The following is a 22,854-nucleotide window of genomic DNA, read 5'->3' as shown; positions in this document are numbered from 1 at the left end:
GCGATGACGACGGCTCACACCCTCACCATCGACAACCTGATCGCCGCGCAATGGAAGGCGGGCGCCGAGCGCTTCGATGTGTGCGATCCCGGCCGCCATGCCGACGTGGTCGCCCGTGTCGCCGTCGCCGATCCCGTTGTCGTGGACGAGGCTGTCGAGGCGGCCCACAAGGCACTGAAGATCTGGTCCGCAGTCCCTGTCGGGGAACGGGCGGCGGCCGTCCTGCGCGCGGCTGACATCATCGAGGCGGAGGCGGAAAAGGGGCTCGACGGACTTGTCGGCGTCGTGGTTCGCGAGACAGGCATGCTGCCGGCCGAGATCACCATGGAATTCCGCGGCGCGGCGTTCGCTTCGCGCGACAATGTCGAGGCGGCGCAGAATGCGCTGAAGCCGACCGTGATCGAGGATGCGACCTCGATCGTGCGGCTGGAGCACCGGCCGATCGGCGTTGTCGCCGCGATCGTTCCGTGGAACGCCCCGATCGTGCTGCTGATCCGCAAATTTGCCCCGGCCCTGGTGGCCGGTGACACGCTGGTCATCAAGACGCCGCCGACAGCGCCCGCAGGCGTGGCATTGCTGATGGAAAAGCTCGCCCCGCTTTTCCCGCCTGGCGTCATCAACGTCGTGCATGGCGGCGCGGAAACCGGCGCAGCGCTCGCAGCCCATCCCAAGGTGCGGCTTATCTCCTTTACTGGCGGCGGCGTTGCGGCCAAAGCGATCATGAAGATCGCCGCGGACACGCTGAAGAACGTTCAGTTCGAGCTTGGTGGCAATGATGCCGCGATCGTTCTCGACGACTTCGACCTGGACAGCCAGATGCCGACGCTGGTCGCCGGCGCATTCCACCGCTCCGGTCAATTCTGCTTTGCCATCAAACGTCTCTACGTGCCAGCAGCGATCTACGACGACTTCTTCGCCAAGCTCTCGTCCGTTCTCGACAAGATGCGTGTCGGCCATCCACTCGACCCGCAGACGACATTCGGGCCAATCAACAACCCGGCCCAGCTCCGCTATCTCAAGGAACTGGTGCAGAAGACACGCGAAGCGGGCGGCAAAGTTTTCGAACTCGGCAGCCCCGTCTCGCCCGAGATCTGGGACGAAGGCAATTACATGCGCCCGACATTGGTGCGGGATCCCGATCCTGATTTCGACATCGTGACCTGCGAACAGTTCGGCCCGGTTCTTCCGGTGATGCGCTATGACAACGAGGATGATGTGGTTGCGCTGGCCAATGGCACGGAATATGGCTTGGGTTCGTCGGTATGGACCTCGGATTTCGAGCGCGGGGTGTCCTTCGCCCGCAGGCTCGAGGCCGGCATGACCTTCATCAACAAGAACGCCCAGTCACGGCTTGGCCGTCGCCACATGCCGTTCGGTGGCATCAAGCAGAGTGGCATCGGTACGGAGAATTCAGAACTCGGTCTCGCGGAGTTCACCGAGATCCACGCGATGAACTTCCACAAGGCCTGACCATGACGCTTCCCGATTTCCCCGCACACCTCACGCCGACGCTGCTACAGGGCCGCACCGCACTCGTTTCCGGCGGCGTTTCCGGCATCGGGCTCGCCATCGCCCAGCTTTTCGAGGCCAGCGGTGCCAAGGTGGTGGTGGCAGACATATCGCTGCTTGGGGGCGAGGCACCGCAGTCCTGCCCGGTGGGCAGCGGCTGGCATTGCGATGTTTCGGACGAGGCGAGTGTCGCGGATCTGGCCAAGAGTGTTGCAAAGACCGGTAACGGGCTGGATATCCTCGTCAACTGCGCTGGCGTGCCGCAATCCTCTACCGCGATCGAAACCATGACCGTTGAGGCCTGGGACCGTATCATGAACGTCAACGTGCGTTCGCTGTTCCTGATGACCAAGCATTTTCTCGCGCCCCTGAAGGCCTCGGGCAACGGCGCCATCATCAACATCTGTTCGACTGTCGGGGTCAGGCCAAAGGCGGGGCTGGCAGCCTACAGCGCATCCAAGGCGGCGGCGATCGCGACCACGCAGGCATTGGCACTGGAGCTGGCTAAGGACAGGGTGCGCGTCAACGGCATCAATCCCGGCGCGACGGAAACGCCGATGCTGTCGGGCTTTAGCCATGGCCGAGAGGTGCAGGAGGTCGTCGGCAGTTTCGCCAGCCAGATCCCGATGGGCGAAATCATCCGCCCCAGCGATGTCGCTGGTGCCGCCCTCTATCTTGCGTCCGACCTCGCCCGACTGGTGACCGGCGTTACAATCAATGTCGACGGCGGGCGGACGGTTTAATAAATTCAGACCGCAAGACAAGATTGGCGGACCTAGCTGTTTAGTCCCGGGAACTGATGGGTTGGATCAAGAGTGAATCGACTGGGCTCCTTTGTCCAACATTTGCAGATGAACTCATATGGCGTGAGGCCTTTAGGGGTCTTCAATCGTCGTCCAAAATTGTAGGCGGAGACGAAGTCGGCGAGATGCTGGCGGAGTTGATCGTGGCTCTCATAATAGAAGCGTTTGACGGTTGCTTCCTTGATGGTCGCTCGACCTGACCATTGGTCCAGAGATGCTTCGGCTTTGTGGTGCGATGTGCGATATCGGCTTTGGCGCAGGCATATTCGAAGGCATGTGCCCGGAAGATTTCGCCAGCGGCCATGGCCTCCTTGATGAGGGGAACGGCGGAACCACCGGCACCTGGCGTGGTGAATAGGATGCCATTGTCGGTGAGAACGGTATGGATCTTGTAAGGCACGGCTTTGATGAGATTGCGCAGCAAGCCGCCTGAGACCGCCGTCGTCGCTTTCTCGTGCAACTCGACGAATGCGAACTTCGAGGTTCGATCGATAGCGACGAACATGTGCAGCTTACCCTGTTCGGTGCGCACTTCGGCGATATCGATATGGAAGTAGCCAATCGGATAGGCTTTGAACTTCTTCTTTGGAGACTCGTCGCCCTCGACTTCCGGCAGGCGGCCTATGCCATGGCGTTGCAGGCAGCGTTGCAACGAAGACCGCGTCAGGTGCGGGATCGTTGGCTGCAGCGCGTACAGGCAATCATCAAGCGGCAAAAGTGAATAGCGTCGGAATGCAACGATGACGGCCTCTTCCTCCACAGAAAGGACCGTCGACTTAGGCTCCTTGGGACCGGTCGGAACATCGATGATCGACGCACGCTTGCGCCACTTGGCAACCGTCTTCTGATTGATCCTATAGCGAATCTCTCCAAGCCTTTGAGAAAAATGCACCATCAAAATCTGGGATCAAACATCTAGATGTGGGTATTTGTCCGGGCTGCGGCGCGGGCTAGACCATCGTCTGAAGTCGCTAACTATCTCCGCGGCTGCGGAGGAACCATCAACCTGCATCACTTGAAACACACAACATCAGGTCTATCCCCGCGGCTACCGAGGAACCCGGTAACAGTATATGCAGATTTTGTTATTGTGTCCATATATGCTGCTGCGGAGGAACTATAGCGTGAACTGGCTGAATACCTTGACAATATCAAAGAACTAGCGATCACGCGTCTGAATCGCGGATCGCCCTGCGAATGAGCAAAATAGCGCCGTGAGCGACAATCTGCTGGGCTGACGCTCCGAGCGGTGCCAGTCAAAGCCCACAAGGGTGCGCGCACTCGGCCCAGGTTATGACAATACTGCCCTCCGCAGGTGGCCGCGCCAGTCCGCCACATAATCCCAGATGCGATTGCGAACGCGGGGGCACTGCGCGGATATCTATGGATGCGGGAAGAGTGTTACAGCATTAATGACCGACGAGCATGTCAGGAACCTCCGGGACGCAGCAGCAGCATTCCGAAGCCATAGGCGGTGTGTCGTCCGATGCCGGATGCGAGAAGCTTTTGGAACGCTTGCCCGTCTGCCACCGTCAGTTCGCCATGAAAGATCGCATCCGGTCCTTCGGAGAACGCTTCCGTCTCGCATCGATCTCTGCGCTGAACCCGGTGGCGTGCAAAGCGCGTCATTCTCGTCCCATGCCGGTCAAGCACGGCAGCGCCCTCAAAGCGCTCGGCCAACCAGCCGAAGTAGACATTTTCCCTGGAAAGTTCGCCGGTCTCCGCATCCTCCGGTAAACCGTGAGGGAATTGTCGCAGCCGGGCAATCAGAAAGGCATCTACTTCGCTGCCTTTCCTTATCGGGCCACGCAGGTTCTCCCCCTTCAGGCCCCGTCTGCTTTCTTCCCGGCTCCAGCCCTCCAGTGGCTTTAGAAGTCGCCGAACGGGCCGCACCCTGAGATCGAAAGCGAGACGTCTGCCTTCGCGCCAGTTCCCGGGCATTTCCCGCAGCGCCAGATGCGATGTTCCCAAAGCGTTCAAGTACTCAGGTGCCGCGAGTTGCAGATTGTTGCGCAACACCTCTTCGGGAGCTTCGGTATAGGCATAAAGGGTGGCCTCATGCCCCCTGGGTACCGGCATCAGCCGGAATGGCTTCAGCAGACTCTTGCCAAAAGTTTCGCTGAGGAAATGGTGCAACGCGCGACCTTCATCGGCACCAAAGCCGCGGAACGCGGCCAGCCGACGAAACTCTCGCAGGTCTATCGGCAGGCTTGTCAGATGTAGCGCGCTCATGAGCCCCCTTCCAAGACTACGAAACCCTCGATAACCCTGCGGTGACCGCCATGTAGGCCGCTTCGCCAATTCCGAAGGTCTGCCAGATCGTAGATGCGGGTTACCGCCTGACCGTCTTCAGGCCCCTCTCCCGGCGGCCAGAAGGCACGCAGTCTGCCACTCCGGCTTCGCTCGTCGGCGGCGGGCTGGCGAGACAGTGCGGCATAGGCAGTCGGAGCATCAACGAACCAATCGTCCCGCCGTGCGGCCAGGATCGGACTGGATGGAAGACACGGCTTGCGGCCGATGAACAGCGGCCGCGCTGGGCGATAAATCGCCTCGGCCAGCATCACAAGATCCGGTTCTTCCTCAAAAGGTTCGAGCCTCATGGAGATCACAATGCGTGCGTCCATATGGTAATCCCGCTTGCGGCGATGCGGCGCGCCATAGCTGGCGCCATCGCGGCCTTCCACAGTCCCCCAGGTGGTCCAGCCTTTGTCGTTCTTTTCCAACTGCACGTTTTGCATGTCGGTTAGAATCCCGGCTGGCATCTCTCGATCCATGCGCGCGGCAAAGACCAGCCGATCCTGCAGTTTCTGATGCTTTTCCGTCTCGGTGCGTGTCCAGCCAAGCGCATTTGCAAACAGACCTGTCAGCATGGAGGCCGCCGGAAAGTCACGCGTAGTGCCGATCTGGTCGATAACCACACCGCCAAATGCAAGCAGCGGTGCCTCAAGATTGAGGATGAGCCAGCGCTTTTCAGTCGTCGGCATCCGGCGCATCCTTCACCTGCTTGGCGGCCCAGACCGCCAGCTCCGAAAGCGGCGTCTTGTCGATGCCAGGCAACTGGCCCTCAATGCTGAGATGGAGGCGCGCTTCGCCGGTGGCGTAGGTTTCATCGAAAGCGACGAGCTGCCGCGCCAAGGCATCACGCCCCTTGGCAAAGCTGTGGCCGACAGCCTCGCGAAATGCTGTTGACAGCGAGCGCGGCTGGCGATCCCCCGCTTCGACCAGCATGAGCTCGGCCCGACCATAAGGTGCCGTCGAACCGAGCTTGGCACCCGGCGAGACTTCCGCAATCAGATAGAGGAAATTGTGCACGACGCGGGCCGCCAGTTCTCGATCGTCGCCGCAATTCTTGATCAGCTCCGGCAGATCGATCACCACATAGCCGTAATAGAGACCCGAGTTCAGCTCGGTTTCATGAATAATATCGGCACCATTGTCGTCATCATCCCGTTTCAGATCGTCGACGGCTGTAAAATAGTCGATTTCGCTCTCTGCTGGATGCACGGTGAAGGCATGCGCCACGTGCACCGGTGCATCGATATTCGCAGCGGGATCAGATGTCACCATACGGCCGAAGAGAGCGGCGGTCAGTCCGCCCGGCAGGCTAGCGCCCTCGGTCATTGCTTTGAAGTTCTTGTCCTTCGCCCACTCCGCGACGGCCTTTTCCGCCGCCTTGCCATCGGTGGCCGACATCGCGATCTCTTCGGCGCGTGCGGCAAGCCAAGTCGTTTCCGGCTCACCAAGCAGAAGGGTCTGGCGGCTCCTTTTTCCTTTGGCGCCACTGTCGCCGTAGACGAGTTTCTGGAAAGCCGGCTCCAGCGCATCCACCACCTCATCGGCGAAACGGCCGCGTAGCGGCATGATGACCTTTTGCGTCACCAGTTCGCGCGAGCGAAAGGAATCGACATAACCTACTACCTTCGCCAGGGCATGCGGGTCCTGCTCCGCCTTGCGCCAATGGCGTTTCAAGCTTTGGGAGGAAATGCGCGTGCGTGTCGTGCCGCCATAGACGAGGCGCTTGGCCTGGCCCGTATCATCACGGTTAAGCAGGGCTGCGGTATAGGTATGGAGTGTATGAATTTGTAAGAAACGCGGTTTACTCATTTGTTTTCTCCCTATCCTCGAAGGCAGCCTTGCGGTCGCATGCGACGTAGTACGCGGTCGCGAGCCGGCGTAGTGGCCAAACCTCGTTCAAGAAGAGCAAGAGGGCGAAATCGACGCAGTTCACGCCGAATCTCATGTCGCGCGAGATGACGCGTGCAATGACTTCGAGCGCCTCTCCACGCCGTTCAAAAGGCAGGGCCATGAAGCTTGCAAGTCGCTTTTCCGAGAACTTAGCTTCGGCGAGCACCTTACCCAGCGGCTGGTCGAGTTGGTGAAACCTTGTCCTTGATGCCGATTCGCCACGCGGCGCTAGCAATGCGAGGAGTTTCACAATCTGCATGCCTGCCGTATCGCCAAGAATATCGGTATCCCGGACCAGTCGCCAGAATTCCAGCTCGCCCGGCCCTTCCACATCCATCCGCCGCAGCCGTGCCAAGTTGCTGGGGCCAAGTTTCATCATCTCGCTGACGAGGGTGGCGATGATGGGTTTGAGATCTTCATCTTTTGTCTGGATAACCTCAGGCATGTTCAGTCACCTCCTCGGCATCCTGAGCCGTAAACAATTCGGGGTAGTGTTGCCGCAGGTTTTTGGAGCGAAGCGCTAGCCGCGCGCGCACCTCGGCCCTTAAGCGATAGAGCGAAGGGCAGGGCATATCCGGAAGAAATTGCTCGAAAATGGATTGTGTCTGCTCCCATAGGCGGCGGGCGAAGGCGAGCCCACGAGTGTTTTGCGCGGACCCGTCGCGTTCCTCAACCTCGAAGCGCTGCCAGAGATGCCCGAAGAAGATGGCATCAACGAAGCGATCTAGTGCCTTCCGGGCCGATATGGTGTGCGCATAGCTGTCTGGGCTGATGCGCTCCTTCTCGCCGGAGGCCGCCGCGAGCGCCAGCGAATAGGCCAAAGCCTTGTCAAAGCGATCAATCGCGCCGATCTGCTCCCGCGCGATCTTCTGCAGGGTTTCCTGCGATTGCGGAGATCCCCAGCTCCCGATGAGATGCCGATTTTCTAGGGGAATAATGCGGGAGCGAAAACCACCTGTCTTTGAATTACCGCGTGCCAACGCCTGTGAAACAAGGGCAAGCGGGGTATCTGCCCCCTCGAATGATGCGCGATTGGCCAGAAGCGGCAGTACCCATTCGCCGGAAAACAGCAGTTGGGTCAGCGTTCGATAGTCGAATTCGCCTTCGTCCCCAATGGTCAGGCTCTTGTTTTCCGCCTTGTGGATAGGCGCCCAGGGATCTTCTAGACTGCCTTTAGCCGATTTGGCGGCGATACGGGTCTCGCGAGATGTACCTTTGACCGCCATGATCCGTTCGTTACGGTTCAGCAGTCGCACCCGGCGGCACACTTCGATGAAACAGATGTCGAGATCCTTTAGTTGAAGCTGATCCCCCTCCGCCCACGGCTCCAGCCAGGTTAGGCCAATCCCGTCATCGGCATAGGGTAGTGCGGTATTCTCAAGAACACGCTCACGCGTTTCCAGTACAACCCGCAAATCCCGGCGAAACCACTCGCCAGGCCGCACGGCCATTGTCGTGACTGTGGCCAAAGGCGCCAAGGTCAACATGGCGCGCGACGACGATCCGCCATTCATGCGGACAATGCCCTGATTGCCGGCACCGCCATAGCCTTCACATGTTTGCAGAGAGACAAGGGCAAACAGCCAATCCTCTGCAACTCCGTTTTGCGCAATCATCTGTTTCAGATCGTGATTGCGTGAGGTGATCAGAAGGTCCAGCCCGTCGGCAGTCGCGACATCGTTTCGAAGCTTTACACCATCAGGCACGGCCGCTTGCAGAAAGGCAGGCTTCGACCACTCATCCACCACCAGACACCACGGCTCATCGCCCGGATAACTTGGGGTTAGGCCGCGCATCAGCGTCCGCCATTCGTCTTCCCGTTCTGGGATATCCTTTTGCTCAGCCTTGTGAAGTGCGAGTGCCGCCAACTGCACGAGAAACATATGCCAGGCAGGGGCTTGATGAGGCCGCAGGGCCGGAAAGCTCTCGATCTCGTCTCGCGCCAACGCTGCCAGAACACCGGGAAGCGAGAGGCTGGCCAAAGGCGACACAGTGATTAGGTGTTGGAGAAGAAGATTATTCATCCTTCTCACCCAGCAATGCTAGACCGCGACAATGCGTGAGAGCGAGTGGCCTGTTAACTGGAAAAATCGGAGGTCTCAGTCTGTCCTCAATCATTTGAAGCGAGTTAGGCCAGCGGCAACCGAAACGTCTGCCTTGATGCCGATCGCTGTTGCTGTTCTATGCAATGTAAAAATCAACTGGTTTTAAATGTCGATCCCAAATGCAATCGCGGCGTCCTTTCTTGGAAGAGCTCAAGGGTTTGCCCGAGGCCTGAGCCACGCATCCATTCCAACGGCGTCCGCTTGCACGGTAGAAAATCTCATACACGCAAAGCCTTGTGGGGTTTACTGGTTCGGTGCAAGTTGGAAAAGCAAGCTGAAATGTACTTGAAAACGACAGCCCACTTCATCGAGGGGCACTTTTCAGGAGCCTACCCTCGAGCGAAGCTTTGAAGGATATGATGCAATGATGAGACAATAGAGCATCTTCCGGCAGTTGCAGAACATAAGAGCCGTACTCCGCTCGCCATGATACCCTGTACAACGGTGGCTAATGGCTTGCGAGCGATGCGCAGCAAATATATCTTTCTAATTGTCTGATCGAGCGGTCGGCTATTGTGCATCAAACGGATTTGAAGCTGATGCAAGAAGCAGCCAACTCCGGTTGAGCCGACATGCTCGCTCTAAGCGATAGGTACTCCATAGGCGCAAAAAGCTTCTCCAGTACACTAAGATCAATCACCTGAGAGGCAATTGGTGAGAAATGCGGCTTAATCAATATGTAAAAATTCTGTCAATGGTCGTTGTATTATCATTGTTTTTAGCTGTGGTTTGGTGGGTCTACCACATATTCGACGCATGGATATCTTCGCCTCCCGTTCGGAGCGGGTCCATATTTTACAGGCAGGTGAGCATCCAGGCGCCGCTCCTGCTTTTTCTGTTTCTTGCAGAGTTCGCTCTCTTAATAATTTTTATAGCGTTGCTGTCCTCAGTTCGGAGACGTCAGCCCACTCGGCTTGACGACTGAGCGATTATGGTCGCCTGATGAGCGCATTCGAGCGGGCTCATCAGGCGGCGGTAGCTGGATCGTGAGGTGATCGTTTTTGCCCCGATCATCCGCTGCAAAAGTCGCGGGGCAGGCTTCGCTGCATGAGGCACTCGATCCGCTGTCGATCTATAGCAATGGCAACTTGAGCGTTCGCTTGCGGACAATTGCTGTGATGAACTTTAACGCATTCGGTTCCTCGAAAACATACCTGTGGTCAACAGGTCGTCTCATTCAGCTGCTCGAGCCTCCCTTCTGCTCGATCTGTTGCAGGACGGTATGATATACCCGGCCCTTGAACAGGCTCATGCCTTGCGAAATCTCGTGTCGCACGGCTTGACGCACATCGCTGGCCAAGGCTGCATGCATCGCGGCAAGGCTTGGAAAATGCAGGTCGAATATCATGTAGACGGGAGGGGCGCCGGCTTCCGGTTCGGCAATTTTGCGGAGTTCAACTTTGATGAGGCCAGGATAGAGCGCAATAGCCGGCAAGACGATGCCGCGCATGCGGCTGTCGAATTCCTCCACATGTTCGGGCGCGACTTCGCCTTCCAGGACCGCTGAGCGAATGATCATGGCTGGTTTCCCTTCTCGTCTTGTTGGTCATTGGCCAGGAGCACCGCGGCTGCGAGCTCCGTCTGGGTCAGATGTTCGTCCATCAAGCGGGCCGCCAGCGCTTTATCTCGCCTGATGACCGCGTCCTTCAGGGCCTCGTGCTCAGCGGTCACGTTGCGCACGCGGGCACCCTCCGCCTTGTGATGCAGAAGCCTGATCTTGCGATATCGCTCCGAATGGTCATTCAGCGTTGACCAGATACGCATCATCCATTCCGAATTGCAGGCGGCGACCAAGGCCCGGTGGAAACGCCGATGGTGGGCTTCCCAAGTCGTCGCCGCGCCGAGGTCGTCGAGATCAGAGGGCAGGGGTGTATTGGCCAAGAGATACATCGATGTGATGATCTCCGCTTCCCAGGCGAGGTCGCCATTGTCGATAGCCATGGACAGACAAAGCCGCTCGATATGGCGACGCGTTGCCATGAGGTCGGCCAATTCCTTCAGCGTCACGGGTGCCACCACAGCACCACGATGCGTTTGCGCATCAACAAGGCCCTCGCTCGACAGCCGCATGAGCGCCTCGCGGATCGGCGTCAGCCCCAACTGGAACTTTGCCTGCAGGTCGTTGGCGCGCAGACGCTGCCCTGGCATGAGCTCCCCATGCAGGATCTCTGAGCGCAGTTTCAGGTAGGCACGCTCCGCCTGTGTAGCGGTGCTGGTCTCCTGGTCGAAAAACGCGGGCTCCAAATCAACCTCGAATTTTGTATTGACACCAGGATTTTATAAAATCATTCTGACTTTATCGCAAGTCATTTGGAGAGAGTTATGGCGGACGCAAGCCCAAAATCTTGGTTTCTGGCAAATGTGGCAGCGGCAGGCAGCAACACGGCCTGCCTCGGCGTCGCGGATAGCCTTTATCCCTTGGCTCCGCTTGCTGTCGCGCTCGGGCGATCGGCGCCGGACTCTGTCATGGCCCTGTTTGCAGACTGGGAAGGGTCGAAGTCGCTGCTGGCGGCGCTGGCGGACGGTGCGGCCACCTCGGGCGTCGAATCGATCGCGGCAGGAAGCGCTGACCTGCTCGCGCCCCTTCTCTATCCCGGCAAGATCCTGTGCGCCGGCGCTAACTACTATGACCATATGGCGGAGATGGGCTTTCCCGACGTGAGGAAGGAAACCCAGCGCCTGTTCTTTTTTATGAAGCCGCCGCGCCAGGCGGTCGTCGGCGCCGGGCGGACGGTGGAGATGCCGCGCGACACCCAAAAATTCGATTGGGAGATCGAGCTCGCGGCGGTCATCGGCAAGACGGCGCGCTACGTCACGCCCGAGACCGCGCTGAACTATGTCGGCGCCTACACGGTCGCCATCGATCTTTCCGCGCGCGATTCCAATCAGGCGCCCGACCAGTTCTACAAGCTGGACTGGGTGGCGGGCAAAGGCAACGACACCTGCTGCCCGCTCGGTCCCTGGATCGTGCCGGCAGACAGCCTCGGCGACCCCCAGCAGCTTGCCATGAAGCTCTGGGTCAATGGCGTGCTGAAGCAGGACAGCGACAGCTCGAAGATGATCTTCTCGATCGCCGAACAGATCGCCCGCGCTTCGCAGATCATGACGCTTGAGCCCGGCGATCTCATTCTGACGGGCACACCGGCGGGCGTCGGCGTGCCGCGCAAGGAGTTCCTGGCCGTCGGCGACAGCATCGAAGCCGAGATCGAAGGCATCGGGCGCCTCAGAGTCTCAATCAAGAACTAGCAGATACCTCGTCGCCGGAACGTCCCGACAAGAGGATGCCGGCTCAATGATCAGCCAGAAGGGAAAACCAGATGAACTTCAAGACATCCATTGTAGCCCTCATTGTTGCCAGTGCCACCGTTGCCGCAACCTCAGCCGCCATGGCCGCCGACAAGCGCATCCGGCTGTCGACGGCCGCACCGGCCTCCGATTACCTCTCCAAGGCCTGCGAGACCTTCAAGACCGAGCTCGAAAAAGCGGGCGTCGACATAACGGTTGAGGTCTATCCGGCCTCCAGTCTGTTCCGGCAAGGAACGGAAGTGCCCGCACTCCAGCGCGGCAATCTCGAAATGAGCACGATGACCACCTTCGAGATCGCCCAGCAGATCCCGAGCTTCGGCTTCCTCAACCGCGCCTTCCTGTTCAGCAGTTATGATCAGATGATGGGCGTGATGGGCGGCGAAGTCGGCGAGGCCCTGAAGAAGGCCGTAAGCGAGGACATGGATATCGAGATCCTGTCCACCGCCTATCTCGGCACCCGCCAGCTCAACTTGCGCGAGGATCGTCCCGCCAGCAAGCCCGAGGACCTGGCCGGTGTGAAGATGCGCATGCCGTCGTCGCCGGAATGGCTGCTGCTTGGCGAAAGCCTCGGCGTTACCCCCACGCCGCTCGCCATGCCGGAGGTCTATGTCGCCCTGCAGACCGGCGCCATTGACGGCCAGGAAAATCCCCTGACGATCACCAACGCGGCGAAGTTCTACGAAGTCACCAAGCAGATCGTGCTGACGGCCCATCTGGTGCAGCCCGTGTTTTTCTCGATCGGCAAGCCGTTCTGGAGCGAACTGACGCTGGAGCAACAGGCCGCCGTATCCGCCGCCGCAAAGGTTGCCGCTGACCAGAACAATACCGGCCGCTCCACCGACGAGGGCAAGGTGCTGGCCGAGATGGAGAGCAAGGGCCTGAAGATCAACAAAGTAGACCTAACGCCGTTCAAGGCCAAGGCCGATGCCGTCTACGGCGCATCCGACCTCGCCAAGGCCTGGGATGCCGACCTCATGGCCAAGGCCATGGCGAAGTAGAAACAAACCAACGGGAGCGGCGCCATGAGCCTCATTTCCTCCATGCTCACGGCGGGCCGCTGGATCCGCGTGACTTGCGAAGCGGTGACCACCGCGCTGTTCGGGCTCGTGGTGGTCGCATTCGCGTATGGCGTCACATCCCGCTATATCTTCGGCGTTCCCTCCAGGAATGCGGACGAAATCGCCGTCATCCTGTTCCTGTGGGTCATCATGTTCGGCGCGGGCCTCGCGGTCGCGCCGAGCGAACACATCTCCGTCGACCTGGTGACCGCCCGCCTCAAGGGGCGGGCCAACCGGCTCACAGTAGGCCTAGGCTCGCTGGTCGCCGCGGCGATCTTTCTCTATGCCCTGCCGACCACGCTCGACTACGTGATGTTCCTACGTCGTGAGGTAACCCCCGCCATGCGGCTGCCGCTCAGCTTCACCTATTTCTGCTTCGTGCTGTTCCAGGGCGCGGCCGGCATGGCGCTCCTGGCGCGCGGCATCCTTGTTCTCTCCGGTTTCCAGTCCACCAAGGCCGGCCTGTCCGCCAGCGAGGAGGCCCTGTGACGACCCCTCTCATTTTTCTGCTGGTGACCTTCGTCGCCCTGTCCCTGGCGCAGGTTCCGCTCGGCATCGCCATGATCGGCGGCGGTTTCGTGTATCTCGCCATGTCGGGGCAGGATCTCGGCATCGCCACTGATCAGATCATGAACTCGCTCAACACCAGCTATGTCTTGCTGGCCGTACCGATGTTCATCCTTGCGGCCAATGTGATGAGCGCCGGCACGATTTCGGAACGGCTTTGGCGCGCGGCCGACATGGCGGTCGGTCATGTGCGCGGCGGGCTTGGCCATGTTACTATTCTGGTGGCCGTGATCTTTTCCTCCATGAGCGGTAGCGCCATCGCCGATGCCGCAGGTCCTGGCATGATTTCGCTCAAGATGATGCGCGATGTCGGCGGCTTCCGCCGCGGTTTCGCTGCGGCGCTGACGGCTGCCTCGGCCACGATCGCCCCGATCATCCCGCCATCGATCCCCATGGTGCTCTATGCGCTGAATGCCAATGCCTCGGTTGCAGCACTTTTTCTCGGTGGCATCGTGCCGGGGCTGATGATGGCAGTTTTCCTGATGCTTGCCGTCAGCTACGTCGCTCGCCGTTCCGACATGCCCCATCGCGACTGGGCCGGCATGCGCCCGCTCGCCAAGTCGCTGGGAAGAGCTGCCCTGCCGATGACGATCCCCGTCGTGCTCCTGGGCGGCATATGGTCCGGCGCCTTCACGCCGACCGAGGCCGCGGCGATCGCTGCCATCTACTCAATGCTGATTGCCTCCCTCGCCTATCGGGCGCTCGGACTTGCACGGCTTTGGGGCGTGCTGAAAGAGTCGATGCAAGCTTCGGTGACGGTGATGCTGCTAATCGCCGGCGCCTTCCTGATGAACTATGCTATCGCCGCCGAGCAGTTAGACAAGCTGCTGGCGGCCTGGGTCATCGGCGCGGATTTCAGCCGGCTGGAATTCCTGCTCGCGGTCAACATTGTCTTCCTGCTTCTGGGATGCCTGATCGACACCGGAACTCTGATCCTTGTCTTGGTGCCGCTGCTCTTGCCGACCACTCAGGCGCTGGGTATCAACACCGTGCATTTCGGGGTGCTCATCACCATCAACATCATGATCGGCCTGGTCACGCCGCCGTTCGGGATGCTGCTTTTCACCCTTTCGAGGCTGGGCGACGTGCCTATCGGTGAGATCGTGGCGGATCTCCTGCCATTCCTGGTGGCACTCATTGCCGCGCTCGCCATCGTCACCTTTGTTCCGTCGACCGTCCTCTGGCTGCCCTCGATGTTCGGCTATTAACCGAACATCGGGTGCAATTAAGTCCTGCTCTTGACTGCCAGACCGATTCAAAAGCCGTAGGATTTCTTCTCCCCCGTGCTGCATGCTTTCACTTGCTTCGCAGCTGCCTTCCTGGAGCGCACGAACTGCCCATCACGTGCACTGCACAACCGGAATGAGGTGCCATCCGACGCCATGCTGAAGACGCCTCGAAGTGGCCGCGGGAGGATGCGCAACAAGGCTCGACCAAGGCGTTCTACCCGGGGAGGCTGACTGTCGATCCGCTATCGAAAACTTGGCGAGGACAAGCCATAGCTGGCGCCGGGAGTGGACAGCCGCTATCTGCTATGTTTTAACGCGACACCAAGAGCTCGGCATAGGCCTTCAACAATTTCCATGCACAAGAACAGCCACGCTTGAGAAAACACTTGAGAGATGTTGGACGGTTGCTTGCGATGCTCCGACCATGTGGGGACGCTAGAGATGGTTTCAAGGTTATGGCTGATACCGTGCGGGGCTCTCTTGGCCGCTCTTCTTCTAGCCCCAGTAAGGCCAAATTCCAGGGCTGAGGACGACTTGAACGCGATGTCACGCCTAGAGCCACCGGTTATTGCGTCAGCAGCGCTCTGGCTCGATAAGCGACAGGATAGCATTATCGGCTATATTACCGGAACCTATACGACGCACTACGTCGTTGATGTAAACGTTTGGAACGCGTCCACCAAGGATGTGTCAGATTGCGTTCTTGAGCTCCGCGTTCAGCAGCCTGATGTCGTCGAGACGAAAATCGGCCTCCGGCCCGATGGAAAAGATGTCCCGACATTTTCAGTTCCCGCGGACACTCAGCTTCCTATGCGATTTGCGACCTATGCTTTGGTTGGTAACGTGTATCGATTGGACAAAGCCTTCTTAAGACTCCAGTGTTTACGGCCAGGATACGTGATCGGGACCTGGGAAGACATCGATCTCAGTGGCACGAACTGGTACATCAATTGAAGCCACGCCGACGTCGATCTTTGGCCATGTAAGCATAGCGGCTGCTGCTTCCTGCTGTTTTAATCGAGCAACCTGAATTCGTCTGTGACCTTTCTGCTGCGAAAGCGCCTCTTGTTCTGGAATTGATGGTTGCGAATATCTGTCATTAAACTGGTGTTTCTCATCCGAACAACGAAAACTGAGGCGTCCAAAAACTGCGCATCGGCAACGGTAAAACAATAATGCTGTCGGGAAGCACGCGTCGTGCTTCCGTCGTCTTATACCAACGCTCAATGATCAGAACTCATGCGCCTACCCTCTGTGGCCGAGGGACATGATGCGCCAAGGCTGGCTTTCGAGCTTTCGCCAGGCATCGCAGCAATGATCGACGATGTCGTCGTAGGATTTGAAGACGCGGTTTGAGAGCCAGTTGTCGCGCATGAACTGCCAGAGGTTTTCGACCGGGTTGAGTTCGGGCGACTTCGGCGGCAATGGCAGGATGGTGATGTTCTCGGGCACGATGAGAGTGTTGGACATGTGCCAGCCAGCCTGATCCATGATGAGGATGGCGTGCGCATCGTCAGCGATATGGCGGGAGATTTCGCTCAGATGCTGGGTCATGGCATGGGTATCGCACCAGGGCATGACCAGCGCCGCCGCCTTGCCGAGCTTCGGGCAGATCGCACCGAAGATGTAGGCCGATCTTGTGCGTTGATCATGCGGTGCTGAAGGCCGCGTTCCGCGTCTGGCCCAGCGGCGCGTGATCTTGTTCTTCTGGCCGATCCGAGCCTCATCCTGGAACCAAATCTCTACTCGTTTACCTCGGGCTGCTCCGGCGACAATTTCTGCCACTGCGGCGGGGAAGCTTTTTTAAAATCCTCAATGGCTTGAGGGTCTTGTGCATGATGCTTCGGCCGAGCCGTGAGCTTGCGATAGCCCAACGCCTGTAGTTCGCGCCCAAGCGTCTGGCGGCTCACCGAGATACGATGCTCCTGCCAAAGCCATTGCACCAGATCGACAAGTCTCCAGCGCACGACACCATCGAGATAGGGAACCGGACCTTTCTCGACGACTTCGATGAGCCCTTTGCGCTGCTTGTCGTTCAACAGCGGCTCACGGCCTTTGGCCTTTCCGGTCTTCAGGCCGTCTGGACCGTGCTGGTTGAAGCGCTCGACCCAATCGCGGATTATCTGCAAACCGACCCCGCCCATAGAGGCGGCTTGGTTCCGCGAACCGCCTTCGTAGATCACCGACAAAGCAAGCAATCGCCGAGACCAGTCCGCGTCCCGGCTCTTTCTGGCAAGCTGACGCAGATCATCAGCAGTATAATCCTGACGGATGCTGAGGGCCGTTCCCATGGCGAAATCTCCTTCCGCCACGTTGAATCATGATTTGCCTGAAAACGGAATCCCGTGAGTCAAATTCATCGGGCACTGGTATTTTTGCAATGTCGGGCAATCTCTAGTCAGGTATTAACACCAGATTGAAGAACGCAGGGTAATGTTCTGGTGAGGCTGCTTTGTAATTTAGACGACCCTACTGTTAAGCGACCTGACGAGAGGGAATAGTGTCCAGGATTAAGGAAATACGACCGTGAGTTTGCTAAATTGGCTTTTCGGCAAGGAGCGAATACAGACCGAGTACGAGGACCTGGTGCGTAAAGCAGGTTCCCTGTCAAACTCGGAAAAAGGGGAGTTCCTGGCGCTTGTCACCGACGCAAGAAACCAGTTTGAGGACCTCTACGGGTGGAACCTCCTGGAACAGGTTTCGGCTGAGGATGTCGCGGAAATAGTGACAAAGATAAGCGCCCTCCGGGATGTCGCTGAAGGTCTACGCAATCCACTCGCACGCTATGCCTTGGATGTATGGTACTTTACGGCGCAGGTTAACCGCTCCGTAGAGTTCAAGTACCTGACGACGCTCCTTTGGGTCGAGCTTGAGCGCGGCATTCCCTTCTGCGAGGCTGCTAAAGATCGCTTATCTGACCGTGGCACGATGCTTAACATTGATCGTTACGACCAGAAGCCTGTTTTTTTGCCGCAGTGAATAGCGACGAGTTTGTTAGATACCATCGAGTTAAATTTTCACCTGCTCCGCGAGCTTAACCGGAAACAGCATTCCGTTGCACATATGTTGGCGTTTCGTGCTTTAGTACATCTTAATGTAGTCGAGCACGTTCCGGCGAGCTCAATTGCTGAAAGCAGACCATGCGCCGTGTCGGCTTCCAGCCCCTCAGCGCATTCTTGGTGGGCATAACCCAGCTGGCGAATGGTCGCGTTAAGCCGCTTGCCAAGCCGGATATAGAGTTCAACCGCTCGAAGTCTGTCTGCGTAGGAATACATGAACTACCTCCTTGGTGGTCCAAGTTTTCGTCCGCACCCCCTTATGCGCCGAACCGGCTTAGTTCCGCGTGGAAACCAACATGCTTGGAGCATTGCTCTCGCCGATGATGCGACAGGAATACAACGCCGCCGCAATCGGCGCGTCGAGTTACACCTCTGCTTAGTCAGCACGGGCCCATGCCTTGCTGTCGGTACGGGTTTATCTCAGCAGCACCAACAAAATGGCCCCGAACAACATCAACACAGGCATGGCTCCGATCAGTGCTTTCCGGAACCAGTAGCGTTGATAGATCGGCGCCAGATGATCCAGATAATATTCACCTGGAGAAGACGCGCTCCGAAGCCCATCGACTTTCCACTCCGGAACCCGTCGGTGCGTTCGTTTGGTGCCATCAGCCAGCTGTAGCTCAAGGACGCGCTGCTCGGAATCGTATGCAGCGCGCGCGATATAACGAGATGAAATCGGTACTTCCTTCAATCTAGCCATAATGTGCTTTTAACATTTCGGTCACCATCTTGGCAATATTCGTCTGAAATGTGTTCCATTGAAAGTTTAATGACGAAGCACGCCCCATCAGGCCCTGTGACTACGTATTCCGATGAAGCCCGGCACCCATTCCGATTTGAAGCCGGCCAGTCGACCCTCCCCAGGGGTCGCTAGGCCCTGTTGACAAGTTCCCAAATCAGCAGAAGCATGATTCATATGTGGACGCCCCGTATGGCAAGGGTTTTTGATCGGTGCTTTCATATGTCCGGCTTGTTTGGTAGCTTGGATACGCTGCTGGCCCTGATGGAAATCCGTCGGTGAGGTCCCTGATCAAGATGGCGCACTTTTTTAGCGCATTGAATCAGAAGGGTTGGCCTCGCCATTGGCTCGATCGTTACTCATCATCGACTACCGCTACCAATTCGGGTGATCTTTATTGTTTCATGCGACCTGTGCGTCAGATCGATAGGCTTCCTTCCTCTGTCAGTACGACCCATGCGATCCGGGCAAGCTTGTTGGCGAGCGCAACGGAGACAACGCGGAACGGCTTTTTCTCCATGAGCTTTCTGATCCAGTTCGCCATAGGCGTCGTCTTTTCCTTGGTGTGGCGCATTACAGCGGTAGCCCCGATGACAAGCAACCGGCGAAGATAGCAATCGCCCCGCTTCGACATCCCGCCTAACCGAGTTTTGCCACCAGTCGAGTGTTCCTGCGGGGTCAGCCCGAGCCAGGCGGCGATCTGTCTGCCCGAGATGAACTGGTCGGGGTCGGACACGCTTGCCGCTATGGCCGTTGCCGTGACGATCCCGATACCGATACCGGGAATTGCCGCGAGCCTGCGGCTGGCTTCGCTTTGCGCGTGCCAGATGGCGATTTGCTGGTCGAGCGTCGTGATCTCGCCCGTTAGTGCCACGATCTGCCGGATCAGTGTCTCAAGTGGGGTACGGGCGTAAGGTGGTAATGCGTCACGATCGGCCAGTGCTTGCTCGCCTAGCGTCGCAAGATGAGCAAGTCGGGGATATACAAGGCCAAACTCGCCCAGATGGCCCCGCTGCGCATTCGCCGCCATGGACCGCTGACGCACGAGCAGTGAGCGGGCGCGGCGGGCCATCAACATGCCCTTCTGCTCAACCGTTTTTGTCGGCGCGAACCGCATTGTCGGTCGCTGCACGGCTTCGCAGATTGCCTCGGTATCAAGCGCATCGCTCTTCCCACGCTTGACATAGGCCTTCACATACCACGGCTGAATAAGGCGAACCTCATGCCCCGTCGCTGCAAGGGTTCGGGCCGAATCATGCGCAGTGCCGCACGCCTCCACGCCGATCAGGCAAGGTGGTAGCTTTGAGAAAAGGGCAGCATTTGTTTCCTATGCAGCTTCTTCAGCAACACCGTACGTCCGGCCTCATCGACGCCGTGCGCCTGAAACACACTTTTTGCCAGATCCAGGCCAATCGTCATTATAGTCATGTTCAACGCTCCATTTCCTGCTTCCAACAGCCGGCCAGCATAATAAGCCACGCCGGTCGATGCAGGGGCATCCACATCATCAAGACTGCCCTTTAGGAGGCGGTTTTGGCTCGCGGCGACCTTACGGATATGCATGGGGGATCATCTAGGGGCTGTTGCCCACCGAACGTGGCCGTGAATCGCGGCCCTCGCACGATGATGTACCTGGACAGTATGCTGCATGTTATTCGCGTCGGTTGCCCCTGCGCCACATGCAAGAACGCTACGGCAAGTGGAACTCTATGTAGGTGCGCTTCCGCTGTTGAGCCGAACAAGGAATTTGGAATGCTCTGCTTGAAATGTTCGTTGAACTGGGACTGATGGCTGCCTGGCAACACAGGATCGACAGCACCACGGTTCGCGGCCATTCGCAGGCTGCGGGCGCTAAACGGGGATTATTTTGAGGCTTTTGATCGATCACGCGGCGGCTTTACGACGAAAATCCACGCCCGAGCAGACGGTTAGGGACGCCGTCTTGGCTTCTTCCTGACAGGTGGCGAGGCCTCTGATTACAACGCCATCGCTGGCGACACCTGTTGGCAAGCCGAGGCTGTTCATCGCCGACAAAGGCTACGACGGTGACTTCCTGCGTGAACAACTCTTGATGCACGGGGTCAGGCCGGTCATTCCGCCCAAGGCCAACCGAAAGAACGCGCCTGCCTGCGACTTCCGGGCTTACAAGGACCGGAACCGCACCGAACGGATGTTCGACCTCCTCAAGCACTTCCGTCGCGTTGCGACCCGATACGACAAGACCCGAAAATCCTTCTCAGCATTCCTCGCCATGGCCGCCCCAAAGATATGGCTGCCATGCCTTGTCAACAGGACCTATTTGAATGGTTCTGGATTGTCGTGCGGTCCAGCGTCGGATGGTGCCCGACGCTGCTTTCGTAAGCTCTCGCCGCTAAGTTTGATGCAGTAGGCGTTGTGGACCAGCCGTTCGTGAACTCTAGTCGTCCGCGAGTACGCTAAGCTACCCAGGAAGACGAACTTCGCGGTGCGCCAACTCACCCTTTCAAAGAGTTGGCGGTTGAGATAACCGACAAAGGGCAATAGGCGCCGTGCAAATTGTAAATTGCTTTTATTAGCTCTTTGCGAACTGAACAGGGTGACGAGCGCCTACAATACAATTGAAGATCAATGGGCCCACAATCGGTCATAAAGACCTACGAGACAAAAAGGATTATATCCGTGGTAGGAAAGCCGAGGATGCGTGACAGTCTTTTGCTGATGGCGATAGTCCCAATTGCAGTTTTGCTCTTTAGTGGAATGATCCTTGCGTCGCTTGTGTGGGGTGTCATCGAAAGCCGAAACCGACGAAGTTCTCAGACGAAAATCAACGGCGACCCGTTGGAGCCGGAATGTTGACGATGGGAAGCGCTTCGCCGCCATAAGGGACGTTGGAGACATTTCGATTTTCATAGGCCACAAATAGATGTTATCGCCATGCAGTGTGAATAGCCCCGAGATTTGTAGACGCCTTCTTTCCTAATTTTGAGGCAGGAAGAGCATCATGAGCAAATCGAATTTCAGCGAAGATTTTAAGCGCGACGCCGTGCGTCAGATCACGGAACGAGGCTATCCGGTTGCGGAGGTTTCTCAGCGCCTCGGCGTGAGCCAGCATTCCCTGTATGAGTGGAAGAAGAAGTTTGCTGCGTCGAACGGCAAAGGCAACGACGAGGCCGAGGAGATCAGGCGACTGAAGAAGGAACTGACTCGCGTCACCGAGGAGCGAGACATCCTAAAAAAAGCGGCCGCGTATTTCGCCAGGGATGCAAAGTGAAGTACGCGTTCATTGCCCTGCATCGCTTGCAGTTTTCGGTGCGGACGATGTGCCGTGTCCTGCGGGTTCAGCCGAGTGGATTTTACGCTTGGCTGAAGAACCCGCTGAGCAGGCGAGCCAACGAGGACAAGCGACAGACCGATCTGCTCCTGAAGGCATGGGAAGAAAGCGGCAAGGTCTACGGTTATCGCAAGCTGCACGACGACCTTCTCGATCAGGGAGAGATGTGCTGCCCGAACCGGGTCGCGCGTCTGACGCGTCTCGCCGGGATCAAGGCGCAGATCGGCTACAAGCGCCGTCCCGGCATCTATGGCGGCAGGCCTGCCGTCGCTATCGACAACACGCTCGACCGGCAATTTGACGTAGCGGCTCCGGACAAGGCTGGATCACGGACATCACCTACATCCGAACCTGCGAGGGCTTCGCTTACCTTGCGGTCGTCATCGACCTCTATTCCCGTCGTGTGATCGGCTGGGCAATGCAAAGCCGCCAGACCACCGATGTCGTTCTACAAGCTCTGCTCATGGCGGTGTGGCGACGCAAACCGAAGGACAAGGTGCTGATCCACTCGGACCAAGGCTCGCAGTTCACCAGCATGGACTGGGCCTCGTTCCTCAAGCAACACAATCTGGTTCACTCCCCTCTCAGCGATACTTTGTATCGCTTGCCGGGCAATGGATGAGCCGTCGCGGCAATTGCCATGACAATGCGGTGGCCGAGAGCTTCTTCAATCTTCTCAAGCGAGAACGGATACGTCGCAGGGTTTACCGTTCACGCGATGAAGCACGCCAGGACGTGTTCGACTACATCGAAATGTTCTACAACCCGAAACGCAAACACGTCAGAAACGGGATGCTGTCGCCAATCGAGTTCGAGAAGCAGCAGAAAGTCTAACCCGAGGGTGTCTACGAAACCCGGGGCTATTCACTACGACAAGCAAGACGACTGACCTGCCACTGAACTTTCATCCGGCAGCGATTAGAGCCTCGGCGGTTTTTGATACGCCAAGTGGCGCGGTGGGAGCAACCGGTGGAAACGGGA

The 22,854-nt window shown here is 58.1% G+C and carries 17 protein-coding genes and 4 pseudogenes; 9 read left to right on the top strand and 12 right to left on the bottom strand.

The annotated features are described in order from the left end of the window. Positions 1-3 precede the first annotated feature (3 nt). A complete protein-coding gene (locus tag B9A97_RS22960; RefSeq protein WP_179145370.1) occupies positions 4-1,470 on the top strand; it encodes an aldehyde dehydrogenase family protein in 1,467 nt (488 codons plus the stop codon). A gap of 2 nt (positions 1,471-1,472) precedes the next feature. Then, positions 1,473-2,252 carry an SDR family NAD(P)-dependent oxidoreductase gene (locus B9A97_RS22955; protein ID WP_084368157.1) on the top strand — a complete coding sequence of 260 codons (780 nt, stop codon included), beginning with the start codon at positions 1,473-1,475 and terminating at the stop codon, positions 2,250-2,252. Positions 2,253-2,284: 32 nt separating this feature from the next. Here B9A97_RS22955 and B9A97_RS22950 read toward each other — a convergent pair. The 8 genes and pseudogenes from B9A97_RS22950 to B9A97_RS22910 all read right to left on the bottom strand — a co-directional run bounded on the left by B9A97_RS22950 (position 2,285) and on the right by B9A97_RS22910 (position 10,846). Next, a pseudogene (locus tag B9A97_RS22950) lies at positions 2,285-3,207 on the bottom strand (IS481 family transposase). A 533-nt stretch (positions 3,208-3,740) separates the two neighbouring features. Continuing rightward, positions 3,741-4,544 (bottom strand): type I-E CRISPR-associated protein Cas6/Cse3/CasE, encoded by an 804-nt coding sequence (locus B9A97_RS22945; RefSeq protein ID WP_084368156.1) that lies wholly within the window; start codon positions 4,542-4,544, stop codon positions 3,741-3,743. Then, a complete protein-coding gene (gene cas5e / locus B9A97_RS22940; RefSeq protein WP_084368155.1) occupies positions 4,541-5,296 on the bottom strand; it encodes a type I-E CRISPR-associated protein Cas5/CasD in 756 nt (251 codons plus the stop codon). The genes B9A97_RS22945 and cas5e overlap by 4 nt, the downstream gene beginning before the upstream one ends. Then, complete coding sequence (gene cas7e, locus B9A97_RS22935; protein WP_084368154.1) at positions 5,283-6,416, bottom strand: type I-E CRISPR-associated protein Cas7/Cse4/CasC; 1,134 nt, start codon at positions 6,414-6,416, stop codon at positions 5,283-5,285. Before cas7e ends, cas5e begins: the two co-directional genes overlap by 14 nt. Continuing rightward, positions 6,409-6,942, bottom strand: a complete 534-nt coding sequence (locus B9A97_RS22930; RefSeq protein WP_084368153.1) for a hypothetical protein — start codon at positions 6,940-6,942, stop codon at positions 6,409-6,411. Before B9A97_RS22930 ends, cas7e begins: the two co-directional genes overlap by 8 nt. Beyond that, entirely contained in the window at positions 6,935-8,521 is a 1,587-nt protein-coding gene (locus tag B9A97_RS22925; protein WP_084368152.1) for a hypothetical protein, read from the bottom strand. The genes B9A97_RS22930 and B9A97_RS22925 overlap by 8 nt, the downstream gene beginning before the upstream one ends. Before the next feature lie 1,258 nt (positions 8,522-9,779). Beyond that, positions 9,780-10,121, bottom strand: a complete 342-nt coding sequence (locus tag B9A97_RS22915) for an EthD domain-containing protein (protein WP_084368150.1) — start codon at positions 10,119-10,121, stop codon at positions 9,780-9,782. Continuing rightward, complete coding sequence (locus B9A97_RS22910) at positions 10,118-10,846, bottom strand: GntR family transcriptional regulator (protein WP_084368149.1); 729 nt, start codon at positions 10,844-10,846, stop codon at positions 10,118-10,120. Before B9A97_RS22910 ends, B9A97_RS22915 begins: the two co-directional genes overlap by 4 nt. 222 nt (positions 10,847-11,068) lie before the next feature. Here B9A97_RS22910 and B9A97_RS22905 point away from each other — a divergent pair, with 222 nt between their 5' ends. The 4 genes from B9A97_RS22905 (at position 11,069) to B9A97_RS22890 (ending at position 14,741) form a co-directional block, all read left to right on the top strand. Next, positions 11,069-11,848 (top strand): fumarylacetoacetate hydrolase family protein, encoded by a 780-nt coding sequence (locus tag B9A97_RS22905; protein WP_210189723.1) that lies wholly within the window; start codon positions 11,069-11,071, stop codon positions 11,846-11,848. A gap of 71 nt (positions 11,849-11,919) precedes the next feature. Continuing rightward, positions 11,920-12,906: a DctP family TRAP transporter solute-binding subunit gene (locus B9A97_RS22900; protein WP_084368147.1), complete on the top strand. Its 987-nt coding sequence runs from the start codon at positions 11,920-11,922 to the stop codon at positions 12,904-12,906. Between the two features lie 24 nt (positions 12,907-12,930). After that, entirely contained in the window at positions 12,931-13,455 is a 525-nt protein-coding gene (locus B9A97_RS22895; protein WP_084368146.1) for a TRAP transporter small permease, read from the top strand. Further along, complete coding sequence (locus B9A97_RS22890) at positions 13,452-14,741, top strand: TRAP transporter large permease (RefSeq protein ID WP_084368145.1); 1,290 nt, start codon at positions 13,452-13,454, stop codon at positions 14,739-14,741. The genes B9A97_RS22895 and B9A97_RS22890 overlap by 4 nt, the downstream gene beginning before the upstream one ends. A gap of 1,266 nt (positions 14,742-16,007) precedes the next feature. On the opposite strand, the gene B9A97_RS22880 is transcribed toward B9A97_RS22890, so the two are convergent. Then, positions 16,008-17,053, bottom strand: a protein-coding gene (locus B9A97_RS22880; protein WP_143530673.1) for an IS630 family transposase whose coding sequence is annotated in 2 segments (ribosomal slippage) — positions 16,008-16,535 and positions 16,538-17,053 — 1,044 coding nt in all. Because the reading frame shifts where the segments join, the coding sequence is not laid out codon by codon here. Positions 17,054-17,288: 235 nt separating this feature from the next. Here B9A97_RS22880 and B9A97_RS22875 point away from each other — a divergent pair. Further along, positions 17,289-17,741, top strand: a complete 453-nt coding sequence (locus tag B9A97_RS22875) for a hypothetical protein (RefSeq protein WP_084368143.1) — start codon at positions 17,289-17,291, stop codon at positions 17,739-17,741. 178 nt (positions 17,742-17,919) lie between these two features. Here B9A97_RS22875 and B9A97_RS30370 read toward each other — a convergent pair. The 3 genes and pseudogenes from B9A97_RS30370 to B9A97_RS22865 form a co-directional block, all read right to left on the bottom strand. After that, a pseudogene (locus tag B9A97_RS30370) lies at positions 17,920-18,037 on the bottom strand (integrase); the annotation flags it as partial. A 199-nt stretch (positions 18,038-18,236) separates the two neighbouring features. Next, entirely contained in the window at positions 18,237-18,524 is a 288-nt protein-coding gene (locus tag B9A97_RS22870) for a KTSC domain-containing protein (RefSeq protein ID WP_084368142.1), read from the bottom strand. Positions 18,525-18,965: 441 nt separating this feature from the next. Continuing rightward, positions 18,966-19,991, bottom strand: a pseudogene (locus tag B9A97_RS22865) (IS110 family transposase). A 643-nt stretch (positions 19,992-20,634) separates the two neighbouring features. On the opposite strand from B9A97_RS22865, the gene B9A97_RS30240 reads away from it, so the two are divergent. Together B9A97_RS30240 and B9A97_RS22855 are read left to right on the top strand one after the other, a co-directional pair. Continuing rightward, positions 20,635-20,952, top strand: coding sequence for a transposase (locus B9A97_RS30240; protein ID WP_244564333.1), 318 nt, complete (start codon positions 20,635-20,637; stop codon positions 20,950-20,952). A 591-nt stretch (positions 20,953-21,543) separates the two neighbouring features. Continuing rightward, positions 21,544-22,707 (top strand): annotated as a pseudogene (locus B9A97_RS22855) (IS3 family transposase). Positions 22,708-22,854 lie beyond the last annotated feature (147 nt).

The organism is Rhizobium sp. RU36D (assembly GCF_900176345.1).
In the GTDB taxonomy this organism is placed as follows: domain Bacteria; phylum Pseudomonadota; class Alphaproteobacteria; order Rhizobiales; family Rhizobiaceae; genus Allorhizobium.
Note: the sequence above shows the minus strand (reverse complement) of the source record. Positions and strands in the feature narration are given on the sequence as shown.

Coding starts and splice junctions, on each gene's coding strand:
- B9A97_RS22915 (WP_084368150.1), bottom strand. CDS start 10,121: ATGATCATTCGCTCAGCGGTCCTGGAAGGCGAAGTCGCGCCCGAACAT.
- cas7e (WP_084368154.1), bottom strand. CDS start 6,416: ATGAGTAAACCGCGTTTCTTACAAATTCATACACTCCATACCTATACC.
- B9A97_RS30240 (WP_244564333.1), top strand. CDS start 20,635: ATGCACGGGGTCAGGCCGGTCATTCCGCCCAAGGCCAACCGAAAGAAC.
- cas5e (WP_084368155.1), bottom strand. CDS start 5,296: ATGCCGACGACTGAAAAGCGCTGGCTCATCCTCAATCTTGAGGCACCG.
- B9A97_RS22955 (WP_084368157.1), top strand. CDS start 1,473: ATGACGCTTCCCGATTTCCCCGCACACCTCACGCCGACGCTGCTACAG.
- B9A97_RS22925 (WP_084368152.1), bottom strand. CDS start 8,521: ATGAATAATCTTCTTCTCCAACACCTAATCACTGTGTCGCCTTTGGCC.
- B9A97_RS22895 (WP_084368146.1), top strand. CDS start 12,931: ATGAGCCTCATTTCCTCCATGCTCACGGCGGGCCGCTGGATCCGCGTG.
- B9A97_RS22945 (WP_084368156.1), bottom strand. CDS start 4,544: ATGAGCGCGCTACATCTGACAAGCCTGCCGATAGACCTGCGAGAGTTT.
- B9A97_RS22900 (WP_084368147.1), top strand. CDS start 11,920: ATGAACTTCAAGACATCCATTGTAGCCCTCATTGTTGCCAGTGCCACC.
- B9A97_RS22930 (WP_084368153.1), bottom strand. CDS start 6,942: ATGCCTGAGGTTATCCAGACAAAAGATGAAGATCTCAAACCCATCATC.
- B9A97_RS22960 (WP_179145370.1), top strand. CDS start 4: ATGACGACGGCTCACACCCTCACCATCGACAACCTGATCGCCGCGCAA.
- B9A97_RS22870 (WP_084368142.1), bottom strand. CDS start 18,524: ATGGCTAGATTGAAGGAAGTACCGATTTCATCTCGTTATATCGCGCGC.
- B9A97_RS22905 (WP_210189723.1), top strand. CDS start 11,069: ATGGCCCTGTTTGCAGACTGGGAAGGGTCGAAGTCGCTGCTGGCGGCG.